General features: G+C 39.6%; 16 protein-coding genes. 13 read left to right on the forward strand and 3 right to left on the reverse strand.

Annotation, left to right across the window (positions count from 1 at the left end; genetic code table 11):
- Positions 1 to 43: 43 nt before the first annotated feature.
- Positions 44 to 274: an RNA chaperone Hfq gene (gene hfq, locus KH400_RS12230; RefSeq protein WP_217224960.1), complete on the forward strand. Its 231-nt coding sequence runs from the start codon at positions 44 to 46 to the stop codon at positions 272 to 274.
- A 77-nt stretch (positions 275 to 351) separates the two neighbouring features.
- Here the strand turns inward: hfq and KH400_RS12235 are convergent, their stop codons facing one another.
- The gene (locus tag KH400_RS12235) at positions 352 to 1,344 is read right to left on the reverse strand and encodes a tyrosine-type recombinase/integrase (RefSeq protein WP_217224962.1); all 993 of its coding nucleotides are present in this window, start codon (positions 1,342 to 1,344) and stop codon (positions 352 to 354) included.
- Between the two features lie 232 nt (positions 1,345 to 1,576).
- On the opposite strand from KH400_RS12235, the gene spoVK reads away from it, so the two are divergent.
- The 5 genes from spoVK (at position 1,577) to glnA (ending at position 7,198) form a co-directional block, all read left to right on the forward strand.
- Complete coding sequence (gene spoVK, locus KH400_RS12240) at positions 1,577 to 2,524, forward strand: stage V sporulation protein K (RefSeq protein WP_217224963.1); 948 nt, start codon at positions 1,577 to 1,579, stop codon at positions 2,522 to 2,524.
- A 166-nt stretch (positions 2,525 to 2,690) separates the two neighbouring features.
- Entirely contained in the window at positions 2,691 to 3,977 is a 1,287-nt protein-coding gene (gene hflX, locus KH400_RS12245; RefSeq protein WP_217224964.1) for a GTPase HflX, read from the forward strand.
- Positions 3,978 to 5,255: a methionine gamma-lyase family protein gene (locus KH400_RS12250; protein WP_217224965.1), complete on the forward strand. Its 1,278-nt coding sequence runs from the start codon at positions 3,978 to 3,980 to the stop codon at positions 5,253 to 5,255.
- A 142-nt stretch (positions 5,256 to 5,397) separates the two neighbouring features.
- Positions 5,398 to 5,793 carry a MerR family transcriptional regulator gene (locus KH400_RS12255; RefSeq protein ID WP_217224966.1) on the forward strand — a complete coding sequence of 132 codons (396 nt, stop codon included), beginning with the start codon at positions 5,398 to 5,400 and terminating at the stop codon, positions 5,791 to 5,793.
- A 55-nt stretch (positions 5,794 to 5,848) separates the two neighbouring features.
- The gene (gene glnA / locus KH400_RS12260) at positions 5,849 to 7,198 is read left to right on the forward strand and encodes a type I glutamate--ammonia ligase (protein ID WP_217224967.1); all 1,350 of its coding nucleotides are present in this window, start codon (positions 5,849 to 5,851) and stop codon (positions 7,196 to 7,198) included.
- A gap of 120 nt (positions 7,199 to 7,318) precedes the next feature.
- On the opposite strand, the gene KH400_RS12265 is transcribed toward glnA, so the two are convergent.
- The gene (locus KH400_RS12265; RefSeq protein WP_217224969.1) at positions 7,319 to 7,480 is read right to left on the reverse strand and encodes a hypothetical protein; all 162 of its coding nucleotides are present in this window, start codon (positions 7,478 to 7,480) and stop codon (positions 7,319 to 7,321) included.
- A gap of 179 nt (positions 7,481 to 7,659) precedes the next feature.
- The gene (gene lexA / locus KH400_RS12270; protein ID WP_217224971.1) at positions 7,660 to 8,289 is read right to left on the reverse strand and encodes a transcriptional repressor LexA; all 630 of its coding nucleotides are present in this window, start codon (positions 8,287 to 8,289) and stop codon (positions 7,660 to 7,662) included.
- A 156-nt stretch (positions 8,290 to 8,445) separates the two neighbouring features.
- On the opposite strand from lexA, the gene yneA reads away from it, so the two are divergent.
- From yneA to KH400_RS12305, 7 genes are all read left to right on the forward strand, one after another.
- On the forward strand, positions 8,446 to 8,751 hold the full coding sequence (gene yneA / locus KH400_RS12275; RefSeq protein WP_217224973.1) for a cell division suppressor protein YneA: 306 nt from the start codon (positions 8,446 to 8,448) through the stop codon (positions 8,749 to 8,751).
- A 23-nt stretch (positions 8,752 to 8,774) separates the two neighbouring features.
- A complete protein-coding gene (locus tag KH400_RS12280) occupies positions 8,775 to 9,425 on the forward strand; it encodes a YneB family resolvase-like protein (RefSeq protein WP_217224975.1) in 651 nt (216 codons plus the stop codon).
- 78 nt (positions 9,426 to 9,503) lie between these two features.
- Complete coding sequence (locus tag KH400_RS12285) at positions 9,504 to 9,749, forward strand: DUF896 domain-containing protein (protein ID WP_217224977.1); 246 nt, start codon at positions 9,504 to 9,506, stop codon at positions 9,747 to 9,749.
- A gap of 348 nt (positions 9,750 to 10,097) precedes the next feature.
- Positions 10,098 to 12,092: a transketolase gene (gene tkt / locus KH400_RS12290; RefSeq protein WP_217224978.1), complete on the forward strand. Its 1,995-nt coding sequence runs from the start codon at positions 10,098 to 10,100 to the stop codon at positions 12,090 to 12,092.
- Between the two features lie 244 nt (positions 12,093 to 12,336).
- Positions 12,337 to 12,777 (forward strand): sporulation inhibitor of replication protein SirA, encoded by a 441-nt coding sequence (sirA, locus tag KH400_RS12295; RefSeq protein WP_217225172.1) that lies wholly within the window; start codon positions 12,337 to 12,339, stop codon positions 12,775 to 12,777.
- Between the two features lie 130 nt (positions 12,778 to 12,907).
- Positions 12,908 to 13,123, forward strand: a complete 216-nt coding sequence (locus KH400_RS12300) for a YneF family protein (RefSeq protein ID WP_217224979.1) — start codon at positions 12,908 to 12,910, stop codon at positions 13,121 to 13,123.
- 161 nt (positions 13,124 to 13,284) lie between these two features.
- Positions 13,285 to 13,590 carry a metal-sensing transcriptional repressor gene (locus tag KH400_RS12305; protein WP_438821116.1) on the forward strand — a complete coding sequence of 102 codons (306 nt, stop codon included), beginning with the start codon at positions 13,285 to 13,287 and terminating at the stop codon, positions 13,588 to 13,590.
- The last annotated feature ends 164 nt before the right edge of the window (positions 13,591 to 13,754 follow it).

Consider the following 13,754-nt stretch of genomic DNA (forward strand, 5'->3'; position numbering starts at 1 on the left):
ACGCGAACTATAAAAATAGTGCGAAAATAGGGGGACTGTTAACATGAAACAATCAGTAAATATTCAAGACCAATTTTTAAATCAACTTCGTAAAGAAAATATTCCGGTAACTGTATTTTTATTAAATGGGTTCCAGCTGCGTGGTTTTGTGAAAGCGTTCGATAATTTTACAATTATTTTAGATACGGAAGGGAAGCAACAATTGGTTTATAAACATGCCATTTCAACATTCGCACCGCAACGTAATGTTCAAGTGAACCTAGATTCGGAGTAAAATTAACGACGACAGTGGCGCCTTCACACACTGTTTAAAGGCTGTCCCAAAGGGTGAACCACCTTTTGGGACAGTTTTTACTTTTTGGAAAGGTGTTGTTCTTTATCGATATAGTCAAAATATCGTTGTAGTGCAATAGGTGTTTTGAGTCCGAGTTGTTTTAATACAAATTCTGGGTCGACGTTTGCCTTTAGTGTCTCTAACGCATAAGTATGACGAAAGTGCTGTGCAGAAATTCCTTTTCGCAAACCAGCACGTTTAATCTCTTCACGAATCATTTTTTGAATTGCGATCTCCGTTAACGCCTTTGGCTGGTCAACTTCATACATCCATCGGTATGTATTTCGTTGGAAATCGAAGGCGACAAAGAATGGATCGTGACTGTGATAACGTGGCCTTACAGGCTCAGGGATCGTTACATAATAGGAATACAATAATTTTTTGTGACCTGCGGCAATTGCGATCATTCTTGATACACCTGTTGTCGATTCAATATAAAGTTCATTTCGTTCGAAGTAAATATCTTTCATTTTTAAATTTGCAGTCTCTTTTAAGGTTAACCCATAGTATAGAAAAAGATAGATGATGCTTTTATTTCGTGCGGTCAAATAGGTTCTCGCTTTTTGTTGATTTTCGCTTAACCCGTCGTCACTATCCATAATGCGAAGGAGTCGCTTTTGTTCAAGTTCCGAGATAAAGTCCTCACTCTTCATTTCTGTACCATTTAGTCCTGGTGTTATCACACATTCGACGGGATTGACCTTGCAAGAGCCCAAACGTTGATGATAACGATACAGTTGTTTTAGGACAGTTATGATACGTTTCATCGTACGACTTTTATAATGGCGCTTATACTGCAAAATCGCCAAAAACTGCTCAATTTCAACGGTTGTTAACGATTGCCACGTTATAAAATCTGTCGTATTCTTTTCAGCGTATAACCAACGAAAAAAATCTTGTAAATCATATGTGTAACGTTTTATGGTAGAAGGTTGCCTGCCTTTTTGTTGTAAGGATTCTAAGTATTCAAGAGCGAACTGGGGCAGTGTGTTTTCAAAAAGATCATCCATCGTCGCACCTCCTGTGTTTACGTTTGAAAGGTAAAACTTTTATGCTTTAGTGATGTCTAAGTGACTTGATTTAATCGCTATAAACGCCATCCATTGAAAGCATTTTACTCAGCACCTATACGAAAAGGATTATTACCTTTAAGTATAGCAAATCTATATAGGCATTTGTCACAAAAAACAAACAATTGCGTATAGTAGAGTAAGGGATAGTGAAATTAAGGGGTGATGATTGATGCAAAACCCGATAATTAGTTCGAGAGGACAAATAAATGTTGTGTTAAATCATCAAGAGAAATCAAGGAGATCTCGTCAACAACAACAATTTTTATCTTCAGAAGAACGTGAAAAGCATTACGTGCTAGAGCGCGTTGAAAAAGAATTAGAATCGCTTGTCGGACTAACGGATGTACGACGATTTCTTAAAGAAGTATACGCATGGCTTTATATTAATAAATGTCGAAAAGAGCAAGGGTTAAAAGTGACGAAACAATCTCTTCATATGATCTTTAAGGGGAATCCGGGTACGGGGAAAACAACTGTCGCCCGCCTTATTGCTAAGTTTTTTTATGAGATGAATGTGCTGTCAAAAGGTCATTTAATTGAAGTTGAGAGAGCCGATCTAGTAGGCGAATATATCGGTCATACAGCGCAAAAAACGCGTGATATGATTAAAAAGGCTCAAGGTGGCGTTTTGTTTATTGATGAAGCGTATTCACTTGCACGTGGAGGCGAAAAGGATTTTGGAAAAGAAGCGATTGATACGCTAGTGAAATCGATGGAGGATCAACAGCATGATTTTGTGTTGATCCTGGCTGGCTATTCTGCAGAGATGGACTATTTTCTTTCCCTAAACCCTGGTTTGCCATCAAGATTCCCTGTAAATATTGATTTTCCTGACTATACAACCGATGAATTAATGGAAATTGGCAGGCGATTGTTAGACGAGAGAGAGTACCGCTTGACAAAAGATGGAGAGTGGAAGGTCCGTGATTATTTAAAAAGAGTGAAAGCGGAACATAAGCGTGCATTTAGTAATGGCCGGTTTATTCGAAATTTAATCGAGCAAGCGATTCGAGCGCAAGCGGTTCGCCTTTTAGCTGAAGATCAATATAATCGTGATATGTTGACAACACTTTGTGCTGACGATTTTGATTTTGAAAATGGCCATGTTGAACCATGATTTGAGGGGGTTGTCCTGAAGGGAAGAAAGAACCTTTGAAGGCAACCCCATCTGTCGATATACTTATGAATTGTGAATGTAAGGGAATGATAGGTGTTGTATGAGGGAAGGATGACGTATACAATAAACGTGATGAAATTTGTAGAAAAGGTAGTGATGATTTCCATTGCATGAACAAGTCCGAACAAATGAAGAGCGTGTGCTTTTAGTTGGTTGCCATACCGACGAGCATACTGAGGAGCACTTTAGCTATTCGATGGAAGAGTTAAAGTCACTAACAATAACAGCTGAAGGAATCCCTGTAAGCGAGGTTGTCCAAAAACGGAAAAAAATTGATCCTGCCACGTATATCGGGAAGGGAAAAGTTGAAGAAATAGCTACAATCGTTTCTGAGAAGGAAATAGATGTGGTCATTTTCAATGATGAGTTAACAGCGAGTCAAGTACGTAACTTATCGAGTTTCTTAGAGGTAAGAATTATTGATCGTACCCAACTCATATTAGATATCTTTTCAAAACGTGCCTTCTCAAAAGAAGGGAAGCTCCAAGTGGAGTTAGCGCAATTGAACTACCTCTTACCCCGTTTAATGGGAAAAGGGACCGCGCTTTCTCGTTTAGGTGGGGGAATTGGTACGAGAGGTCCTGGGGAAACTAAACTTGAGACCGATCGACGTCATATTCGTAAACGTATGGATGAAATCCGAGCACAATTACAGTCAGTCGTTAAGCACCGGAAACGATACCGAGATCGAAGGAAGCGAAACAACATGCTTCAAATCGCCCTTGTCGGGTATACGAATGCGGGAAAATCAACGATATTGAATCGACTAACAAGAGCTGAAACCCTCGAAGAGAACCAATTATTTGCAACGCTTGACCCAACGACTAGGAAATTAAAGCTCCCGAATGGACTAACAACGCTACTAACCGATACCGTTGGATTTATTCAAGACTTACCAACAACACTCATTGCGGCGTTCAGTTCGACGCTTGAGGAAGTTCGCGAGGCGGATTTGATTTTACATGTCGTTGATGCTTCTAACGAAAATCATTTTGAACATGAAAGGACGGTCCTTGATTTATTAGAAGAACTAGAGGTCTCAAGTGTGCCGATTGTAACGGTTTATAATAAGAGGGACCAAATCAGTCAAGATTTTATACCGACAGTCGGTGACGATTCGATCTTACTATCTGCATATGATCAACAGGACTTACAGCGTTTAAGTGAACGTATTGAACAGGTTTTAAAGCAACAAATGATGTTTTATCGCGCGTTTATTCCTATAAGTGAAGGGCAATTACTTTCGCGCTGTAAGTCAGAAACGCTGTTACAGCAGCAAGTCTGGCATGAGGAGTTGGATGCTTACGAGTACAGTGGTTATGTTCATCCCTCGCTGGCGATTGCAAATGAATTAACAAATAAACCGATGAGTGCCATTAAGAAGGAGAAATAGATGTACGAACAATTTCAATTTGGAAACCAATTAACGAATATTATAGAAGACGTTGAAGCTCAGATCGCTGATGTTCATCGACGAGTAGATCAGAATGTTGAAAATAATCAATATCGACTGATGCAAGCCTTTCGTCACCATCAAGTATCTGACTTTCATTTTACACCTTCAACAGGGTATGGATATGATGACGCGGGGCGAGACACGCTTGAAGCGATCTATGCGGAAGTATTTGGAGCTGAGGCAGCTTTGGTACGTCCGCAAATCATTTCCGGAACACATGCGATCGCAACAGCTCTTTTTGGTATTCTTCGTCCGCAAGATGAGTTGTTATATATGACAGGCGCACCGTACGACACATTAGAAGAAGTAGTCGGTGTGCGCGGGAATGGCAATGGTTCGTTGAATGATTACGATATTTCCTATCGGGCGATCCCTTTAAAAGAGGATGGAACGATCGATTATCCACAAGTTAAAGCAGCCATTCATGATCGTACAAAGATGATTGGAATCCAGCGTTCGAAAGGTTATGCAAATCGCCCATCATTCACAATTGAAGAAATAAAAGAGATGATTCAGTATGTGAAAGCGATTAAGCCGGATGTTATTGTGTTTGTCGATAACTGTTACGGAGAGTTTGTCGAGACGAAAGAGCCGTGTCATGTCGGTGCAGACATTATTGCTGGGTCACTAATCAAAAATCCAGGAGGTGGCATTGTCAAGACAGGTGGCTATTTAGTTGGAAAGCAAGAGTTAGTTGAGATGTCGTCATATCGATTAGCCGCACCGGGCATTGGTAGTGAAGGGGGAGCATCTTTATATAGTTTGCTAGAAATGTACCAAGGGCTTTTTCTTGCTCCACATGTAGTCGGACAAGCATTAAAAGGGGCGGTTTTTACGGCAGCATTTCTAGAAAAGTTAGGTATGGACACAACGCCGAGTTGGAAGGAGAAACGGACCGATCTAATCCAAGCGGTTCAATTTGGCGAAAAGGATCGCATGGTCGCGTTCTGTCAGGCGATTCAAGCCGCCTCACCAATTAACTCTCATGTAACACCACAGCCAAGTCCGATGCCTGGATATGAAGATCATGTCATTATGGCTGCTGGAACGTTTATTCAAGGAGCGAGTATTGAGTTGACAGCGGATGGACCGCTACGTTCTCCGTATGTGGCCTATGTTCAAGGTGGACTAACATACGCGCATGTCAAACTTGCGGTCATTTCTGCGATTGATCATCTTTTACAAACAAAAGACATTCGTTTAGAGGTGACTTAAAAACCGGCGGTATGTCCGCCTTGCTTTTTGTCGAAGTAGACAGAAAGTTAAAAAATTATGGTGTTAGAAAACCTTACATATAGTTGACAATTAAGGTCACACTAGATATACTAAAACTAGTTTAAGAGAAGGAGGTATTGTTATGAGGGACGAAATGAGACGTAACATGCCACTTTTTTCAATTGGAATCGTTAAGAAATTAACTGAATTATCAGCACGACAAATTCGTTATTATGAAGAGCATAACTTAATATGCCCAGCTCGAACAGAAGGAAACCAACGGCTTTTTTCTTTTAATGATGTCGATAAGCTCCTGGAAATTAAGTCATTGCTTGAGCAAGGCATTAACATATCAGGGATAAAGCAAATCTTTGAAATGAAAAATGAACCGAGTTCTGAAGCTATAGCTGCAAAAGTCCAGCATCGAGACATGTCAAACAAAGAGCTGAGAAAACATTTGAAAAACGAATTGGTGATGGCAGGGAGACATGGGAAGGCATCTATTATTCAAGGCCAGCTCTCACGATTCTTTCACTAAGTTATCAATTCTTTTTAAATATTAAATTCAAAGTTTTGAAAGGGGAATACATAATATGAGTAAGTATACACGAGAAGACATTACCCGGATGGCGGAAGAGGAAAATGTACGCTTTATTCGTCTGCAATTTACTGATTTGTTAGGGACAATCAAAAACGTAGAAATCCCGGTTGATCAATTACAAAAAGCACTCGATAATCAAATGATGTTTGATGGTTCTTCAATTGAAGGTTTCGTTCGAATTGAAGAATCAGATATGTATTTATATCCTGATTTAAATACTTGGGTGATCTTCCCTTGGACGCCTGAAAAAGGGAAAGTAGCGCGACTCATTTGTGATATCTATCAGCCAGGTAGTCCAGGTGAGGAACCTACCCCATTTGAAGGTGATCCTCGTGGTATTTTAAAACGTGTTTTAAAAGAGGCAGAAGAATTAGGATTTACTGATTTTAATATTGGACCAGAGCCTGAGTTTTTCTTATTTAAAAATGATGAAAAAGGTGAGCCGACGCTTGAACTTAACGATAAAGGTGGCTACTTTGACTTAGCGCCAACTGATTTGGGTGAAAACTGCCGACGTGATATCGTTCTTGAGCTTGAAGATATGGGTTTTGAAATCGAAGCTTCTCACCATGAGGTTGCTCCGGGCCAACATGAAATTGATTTCAAATATGCGGATGCGATTTCAAGCTGTGATGATATCCAAACGTTTAAGCTGGTTGTAAAGACAATTGCACGTAAGCATGGTCTTCACGCAACATTCATGCCTAAGCCATTATTCGGTGTTAATGGTTCAGGGATGCACTGTAATATGTCATTATTTAAAGGTAAAGAAAATGTTTTCTATGATGAGTCAACAGAAACGCAATTAAGTGAAACTGCGATGCAGTTTTTATCAGGTATTCTAGAGCATGCCCAAGCGTTTACGGCGATCACAAATCCAATTGTTAACTCTTATAAGCGCCTTGTTCCTGGATATGAGGCACCAGTATATGTAGCGTGGTCATTACGTAACCGTAGTCCACTTGTACGTATCCCGAACTCTCGTGGTTTAAGTACACGTGTTGAGGTGCGAAGCCCGGATCCAGCGGCTAACCCTTACTTAGCGATGGCAGCAATGCTAGCAGCTGGTCTTGATGGGATTAAGAAAAAAGCAACACCTCCAAGTGCGACTGATCGCAATATTTATGTGATGAGTAGAGAAGAGCGTGAGGAAGAAGGAATTAAAGACCTTCCAGCAACATTGAAAGAAGCTCTAGATACTCTTTTAAAAGACGAGGTTCTTATTAAGGCTCTTGGCGAACATGCAATCGAGCACTTTGCAGAGGCGAAAGAAATTGAATGGGATATGTTCCGTACGCAAGTTCACCCTTGGGAGCGCGAACAGTATATGCAAACGTATTAATATGGATATTAAGCCCTCGGCACAATGTGTTGAGGGTTTTTTCTACTCTTCATTGTAGTAGAGCTCTTGTATTGATTAGAAGAAAAAGGGTGCTCTAAAACAATTCATAACATTTTCTTATTAATGTTCGGATTCATCGTGATCTTCTTGCTGGTCGACGGGCTTCTCTTTTAAATTTTTGTCCTCTTTAGGTGGTCGGTATTCCCCTAACGGTTGTCGAAAACGAGATGAAATATAGGCGAGTAGGGCTACTCCAAAATAAGCAATTAATCCTTTTAACAATATCATCACCCCCATTAGCACAGTATTCATTTGTAGAGTTGTTTTGTGCTTAAACAGGAATGGATTAGGCACTTGGTGTTACTGTCGTTCAAAGAATAAGCGGGTGAGTATTGATAGGTTTAGTTGAGGAAGGACAAAAAGATACTAGAGTTCCTGAATCTAGTATCTTTTCTATAATGTTAGTGGATGGTACGAAATACCCCGATGACTTTTCCTAATACTTTACAGTCTTTCAAAATAATCGGTTCCATTGTAGTGTTTTCAGGTTGTAGGCGGATGTAATCTTTTTCTTTAAAAAAACGTTTTACAGTTGCTTCATCCTCTTCAGTCATTGCGACAATGATGTCGCCATTTGAAGCTGTTTGTTGTTGGCGGACGATAACCATGTCACCATCATAGATGCCTGCCTCTATCATACTATCTCCTTGAATGATTAGGATAAATACGTTGTCATCAGAGACGAGTCGTTCAGGTAGAGGTAAATATTCTTCTACGTTTTCAATTGCAGTGATGGGTTGTCCAGCGGTTACCTTACCGACAACAGGGACATATGCGGTGTTCGCTTCTGAGATTTCTGTTGCTTCATTCATGGAATCTGGATCGAGTACTTCGATTGCTCGAGGTTTAGTTGGATCGCGACGAATAAGACCTTTCTTTTCTAGACGTGATAAATGCCCATGTACGGTTGAACTTGAAGCTAAACCAACGGCTTCACCAATTTCGCGTACAGATGGTGGGTATCCTTTTGATCGGACTTCATGTTTGATATAATCTAAGATTTCCTGTTGACGCTTTGAGAGTTTTGTCATCTACGACACCTCACTTTACCGAATTTTGTTATAAAAATTATACCATGCGTTAATTACTAATGCAAACATAAGTTCTAAATCTCCTATTGACGAGAACGTATGATCCTCATATACTGAGTATAAGAACAAGTATTCTGGTTTTGAGGTGAGGATAATATGAAAACAAAGAGAAGATGGAGTGGGCAAGAGGTATTTATCATCATTTTATTTGTATTAACGGTTTTATTAATGATTTCTTCTGTAGTTGTATCTGCAAGTGAGCCTGAGATTATTGGTACATTAGATTATGTTGTCCAAGAAGGTGATACGCTTTGGACGATTGCGGACCAGTACAAAAGCAAACATAACTTATCTCGTGAACAATTTATTCATGTAACTGAAAGAGTGAATAACATAGGGAAGGAAGGAACCTACCTGATTCCGGGACAAATCATTGAAATACCAATCCGTGTAAAGAATTGATCAAACGAAAAAGGACTGAGCGTATGAATGCGATCATTTATTGCCGTGTTAGTACCGATAAGGAGGTTCAACAAACTTCCTTGGAAAGACAAAAACAAGAGTTGCAGGAGCTAGCTAAACAGTATAACTTTCATGTTGTTAACGTGATTGAAGAAAAACAGAGTGGATATGATATTGAGCGTGAGGGTATACTCGAAGTTCTTGCTGATTGTCATGAACGTAGAGCAGATGTGTTATTAATTCAAGATGATACAAGGTTAGGCAGAGGGAATACAAAAATTGCCCTACTCCATCAATTGCAAAAATTAGGGATAAAAGTGTATACGATCAATGATCATGGCCAATTACAATTATCTGAAACTGATTCGATGGTGTTAGATATTCTAGCAGTTGTTGAGGACTATCAACGTAAGTTGCATAATTTAAAGATTAGACGAGGAATGAGAAAGGCAGTAGAAAAAGGGTATAAGCCTGAGAAAAATTTAAAAAATATCAATCTTGGTGGGAGGGAACGTAAACAAGTTCCGATTGAAGAGATCGTTCGTCTTCGTGAACGTCAGCTAACATTTCATGACATTGCGGCAACGCTACGTGGGTTTGGGTATCCAGTGTCAAAGGCTACGGTTCATCGTAGGTACCTAGAATATATCGAAAATAAGAGTGATAATAGTTGAAAGAGTAGAAGTGATCATGTAAAGTGATAAAAGGTTATTTGGAAAGAGAGTAGAGTACCCCATAGGAGGTTTAATAGGATGTTATCGAAAGAAAAACTTGCACGAATTAATGAATTAGCGAAGCGTTCGAAAACAACTGGATTAACAAAAGAAGAAACAAAAGAACAACAAAAGCTTCGCCAAGAATATATAAAAGCATTTCGTGGCTCATTTGAAAACCAACTTCATTCTGTTAAAGTGGTTGATGAAAAAGGCAACGATGTTACGCCTTCAAAATTAAAAGCAAGTAAAAAGAATCGTCATCAAAATGGATTTCAACATTAATTAACTGACTCAATGGCTGTCCTACAAGTGATTGTATACCTCGTTAAACAATACGGTACCATTTCAAATGAAGTGCTGCATATTGTGCGAAGGTCGCTATTACTTGATTTCGGGACAGTTTTTTTAGGTGGACGAACTTATATAAGTTGGATGCTATTTGTCCGGTAGACACGGCGTTTACGAGTGAATAAGTGATTGAATAAAATAAACAATTGATGAGTAGAATTGCGAAAAATGCAGAAAATAGAAATATCGATAAATTTTGCATGGATGCTTGTGCAAATAGGAGAGAAAGTATATGATGAGAAGCGTATACTTATCATGTGAACAAGGAAAGGATGACGATAGATGACGTCAAGTGTCGAACAGTTAGCAGTAAATACCATTCGAACGTTATCAATTGATAGCATTGAAAAAGCCAATTCAGGACATCCGGGGATGCCAATGGGGGCTGCGCCAATGGCATTTAGTTTATGGACTAAATTTATGAATCACAACCCTAGCAATCCAGATTGGTTTAACCGAGATCGTTTTGTGTTATCAGCAGGTCATGGTTCAATGCTTTTATATAGTTTATTGCATTTATCAGGATATGATGTGACTCTCGATGATTTGAAAAACTTCCGCCAATGGGGGAGCAGAACTCCAGGTCACCCTGAATTTGGACATACACCAGGGGTTGAAGCTACAACTGGACCATTAGGTCAAGGTGTGGCGATGGCTGTAGGTATGGCAATGGCAGAAAGACATTTAGCAGATACATATAATCGCGAAAATTATCCAATGATCGACCATTATACGTACACGATTTGTGGAGATGGTGATTTAATGGAGGGCGTTTCAGCTGAAGCGGCTTCATTAGCAGGTCACTTAAAGCTTGGTCGTTTAATTGTGCTTTATGATTCAAACGATATTTCACTTGATGGTGACTTACAGATGTCATTTTCTGAGAGCATCGAAGACCGTTATAAGTCTTACGGTTGGCAAGTCATTCGCGTAGAAGACGGGACTGATCTTCAAGAGATTAATGAAGCGATTGCGGCTGCAAAAGCAGATGAACGCCCAACGATGATTGAAGTAAAAACGACAATCGGCTTTGGATCTCCAAACAAAGGTGGGAAATCAGCATCACACGGTGCACCATTAGGTGATGATGAAAGAAAATTAACAAAAGAAGCTTACAAATGGGATTTTGAAAGCGAATTCCACGTCCCAGACGAGGTTGCTGAATTTTTTGCAAACCTAAAAGCTCAGGGACAAGAAAAAGAAGAAGCTTGGAATCAAATGTTTGCAAAATATAAAGAAGATCATCCAGAATTAGCCGAACAATTATCTTTAGCGATGAAGGGTGAATTACCAGAAGGATGGGATGCTGATGCCCCTGTTTATGAAGCGGGCAAAGATAACGTTGCGACTCGTGCATCTTCTGGAGAAGCGCTTAATGCCTTTGCTAAAAATGTTCCACAAGTGTTTGGTGGTTCAGCAGATTTAGCTTCTTCAAATAAAACATTACTAAAAGATGAAAGTAATTTTACTCATGAAGACTATAGTGGACGTAACGTCTGGTTTGGTGTTCGTGAATTCGCAATGGGAGCAGCTGTAAATGGAATGGCTCTTCATGGTGGTGTAAAACCATATGGGGCAACATTCTTTGTCTTTTCTGATTATTTACGTCCAGCGATTCGTTTAGCTGCTTTAATGCAAATTCCTTCAACGTTTGTGTTCACCCATGACAGTATTGCTGTTGGTGAAGACGGACCGACACATGAGCCAGTTGAACAATTAGCATCTTTACGTGCGATGCCTGGGTTATCGATCATCCGTCCTGCTGATGGTAATGAAACAGTAGCAGCGTGGAAGATCGCACTAGAAAGTCAAGATGTCCCACACGCACTTGTATTTACACGTCAAAACTTAATGACGATGGATGGTACGGCTGAAAAGGCGTATGAAGGCGTTAAAAAAGGTGCTTATGTCGTGTCAGAGGCAGCTCAAAAACCTACCGCACTATTGTTAGCATCTGGTTCAGAAGTGAATTTGGCAGTTGAGGCACAACAAGCACTTGAAAAAGAAGGAATCCATGTGAATGTTGTAAGTATGCCTAGCTGGGATCGTTTTGAAAAACAATCAACTGAATATAAAGAGAGTGTTATTCCTAGCAACGTTAAAGCACGTTTGGGAATCGAGATGGGTGCTTCATTAGGTTGGAGCAAGTATGTTGGTGACCAAGGGGATGTATTGGCTATTGATCAGTTCGGCGCATCTGCACCTGGGGATAAAATTATTGCAGAGTATGGATTTACTGTAGAAAATGTTGTATCAAAAGTAAAAGCAATGTTTTAATTACATTTTGTCTGTCGCGGGACTGTCCTATAAGTGACTGCTTACCTCGTTTGTTGTACCTGAGGTGACGCTACCTCACTTAGGTGGACAGTCTCCTTTTCTATGTATCCCCTAGAATAGGTATTCATTTGGAATTGGCATTGTTTCGACAAAAGTAGTGCTTGATTGCTCCAGTAAAAGACAATGATTTTTGAGCTCGTATATTATACTGAGTACAAAATGAGCGTCTGGAGGGGAGCTTGTGATGAGGCGGTATGAGATTTATTTAATGGAAGAGGAAGTTGCTCGTCACTATTTTGGACAAGAGTCAAAATTGTTTCACTTATTTCTTGAGAAAGAAAGAGCGAGCGATACCACTCGTTCGATTATAGAAAAACAGGTGAACTATATTACTCGGCCAATTCCGGCATTACAACTCCAACAATTGCTAAAACAGTCGTTAAAGCACCGAATAGATTATTACTCATATAAAGATACTCATTGTCTATCGTTGCAGCCTTCGTTGAGTATTGCAGAAGTCAATCTTTTTGAAACAAAGATTACGTTAGAGGCCGAAGGGAATTTTGATGCGGAAACGATTTTTTTTGAAGTATTAAGGAAGTTTGATCCTTATTTTATGGCTATCGATGTTAAAAATTTTCGATATGGATGGTTAAATCCGATTAAGCAAGTGAAGTTGATTTAAAGGATTTATGATTTTGCCTTTTAAACCGCCTTTGAATACGGTATAATAAATTGGATTCTTTTACAACGAATATCTTACAATTGAAGTCGTAATTTTTTACGGTAAACAACATGGAGGAGGAAAAGCTTTTATGTGGATGTATATCCTAGTGGGGTTACTATCACTCATTGCGGGACTTTTAATCGGTTTTTTTGTTGCGCGCAAAACGATGATGTCATATTTAAAGAAAAACCCACCAATTAATGAACAAATGTTACGTGTAATGATGATGCAAATGGGACAAAACCCATCACAAAAGAAGATCAATCAAATGATGAAAGCAATGCAGAAACAACAAACAAAATAATACGAATGGACAAGCACCTCCGATGTTGGGGTGTTTTTTTATAGGTGATTGGTTTACGGATTTTGTCCGAAAAGGAGACGACGTAGTTGACAATCAATACGATCCAGGGGTATGGTAGTTGTGAGGTGAAGGTAGCAGTGACTAATGATAAACAACTCCCCATTGAGCTTCAACCAGAGCGTACACCTATAACCAAAAAGGATATGGAAGAAAAGGAACAGCTTATAAAACGATTAAAGCGAGTGGAAGGACAGGTTCGAGGAATACAAAAAATGATAGAAAATGATCGTTATTGTGTCGATGTTCTGGTCCAATTGTCAGCAGCAAATGCAGCTCTGAAAAAGGTAGGTTTCTCACTACTAGAACAACATACCCATGGCTGTGTAGCCAGTGCGATTAAATCGGGAGATGGTGACGAAGCGATTGAGGAATTAATGAAAGTGATTCACCAGTTTTCCAAATCCTAAGCTAAAGGAAGAAAGTGAAGACATCGGTTATGGTGTGATGTCGTAGTTAGGATGGACTAGTCATTGACTAGTTCTTTTTTGTTGGAAAAGGGGACGGAGTGCGCCAACAGAGATGCAAGTAAGTGGAGTAGGCTTACTCGCACCGCCTTTAGATTGAAGTATGA

It is taken from the genome of Desertibacillus haloalkaliphilus (genome assembly GCF_019039105.1).
In the GTDB taxonomy this organism is placed as follows: domain Bacteria; phylum Bacillota; class Bacilli; order Bacillales; family KJ1-10-99; genus Desertibacillus; species Desertibacillus haloalkaliphilus.

What these genes read in the sequence shown, in the direction of transcription:
- KH400_RS12250 (WP_217224965.1), top strand. Translation starts at nt 3,978, where the DNA reads ATGTACGAACAATTTCAATTTGGAAACCAATTAACGAATATTATAGAA.
- hfq (WP_217224960.1), top strand. Translation starts at nt 44, where the DNA reads ATGAAACAATCAGTAAATATTCAAGACCAATTTTTAAATCAACTTCGT.
- KH400_RS12255 (WP_217224966.1), top strand. Translation starts at nt 5,398, where the DNA reads ATGAGGGACGAAATGAGACGTAACATGCCACTTTTTTCAATTGGAATC.
- spoVK (WP_217224963.1), top strand. Translation starts at nt 1,577, where the DNA reads ATGCAAAACCCGATAATTAGTTCGAGAGGACAAATAAATGTTGTGTTA.
- KH400_RS12300 (WP_217224979.1), top strand. Translation starts at nt 12,908, where the DNA reads ATGTGGATGTATATCCTAGTGGGGTTACTATCACTCATTGCGGGACTT.
- KH400_RS12285 (WP_217224977.1), top strand. Translation starts at nt 9,504, where the DNA reads ATGTTATCGAAAGAAAAACTTGCACGAATTAATGAATTAGCGAAGCGT.
- yneA (WP_217224973.1), top strand. Translation starts at nt 8,446, where the DNA reads ATGAAAACAAAGAGAAGATGGAGTGGGCAAGAGGTATTTATCATCATT.
- sirA (WP_217225172.1), top strand. Translation starts at nt 12,337, where the DNA reads ATGAGGCGGTATGAGATTTATTTAATGGAAGAGGAAGTTGCTCGTCAC.
- KH400_RS12280 (WP_217224975.1), top strand. Translation starts at nt 8,775, where the DNA reads ATGAATGCGATCATTTATTGCCGTGTTAGTACCGATAAGGAGGTTCAA.
- tkt (WP_217224978.1), top strand. Translation starts at nt 10,098, where the DNA reads ATGACGTCAAGTGTCGAACAGTTAGCAGTAAATACCATTCGAACGTTA.
- lexA (WP_217224971.1), bottom strand. Translation starts at nt 8,289, where the DNA reads ATGACAAAACTCTCAAAGCGTCAACAGGAAATCTTAGATTATATCAAA.
- KH400_RS12235 (WP_217224962.1), bottom strand. Translation starts at nt 1,344, where the DNA reads ATGGATGATCTTTTTGAAAACACACTGCCCCAGTTCGCTCTTGAATAC.
- glnA (WP_217224967.1), top strand. Translation starts at nt 5,849, where the DNA reads ATGAGTAAGTATACACGAGAAGACATTACCCGGATGGCGGAAGAGGAA.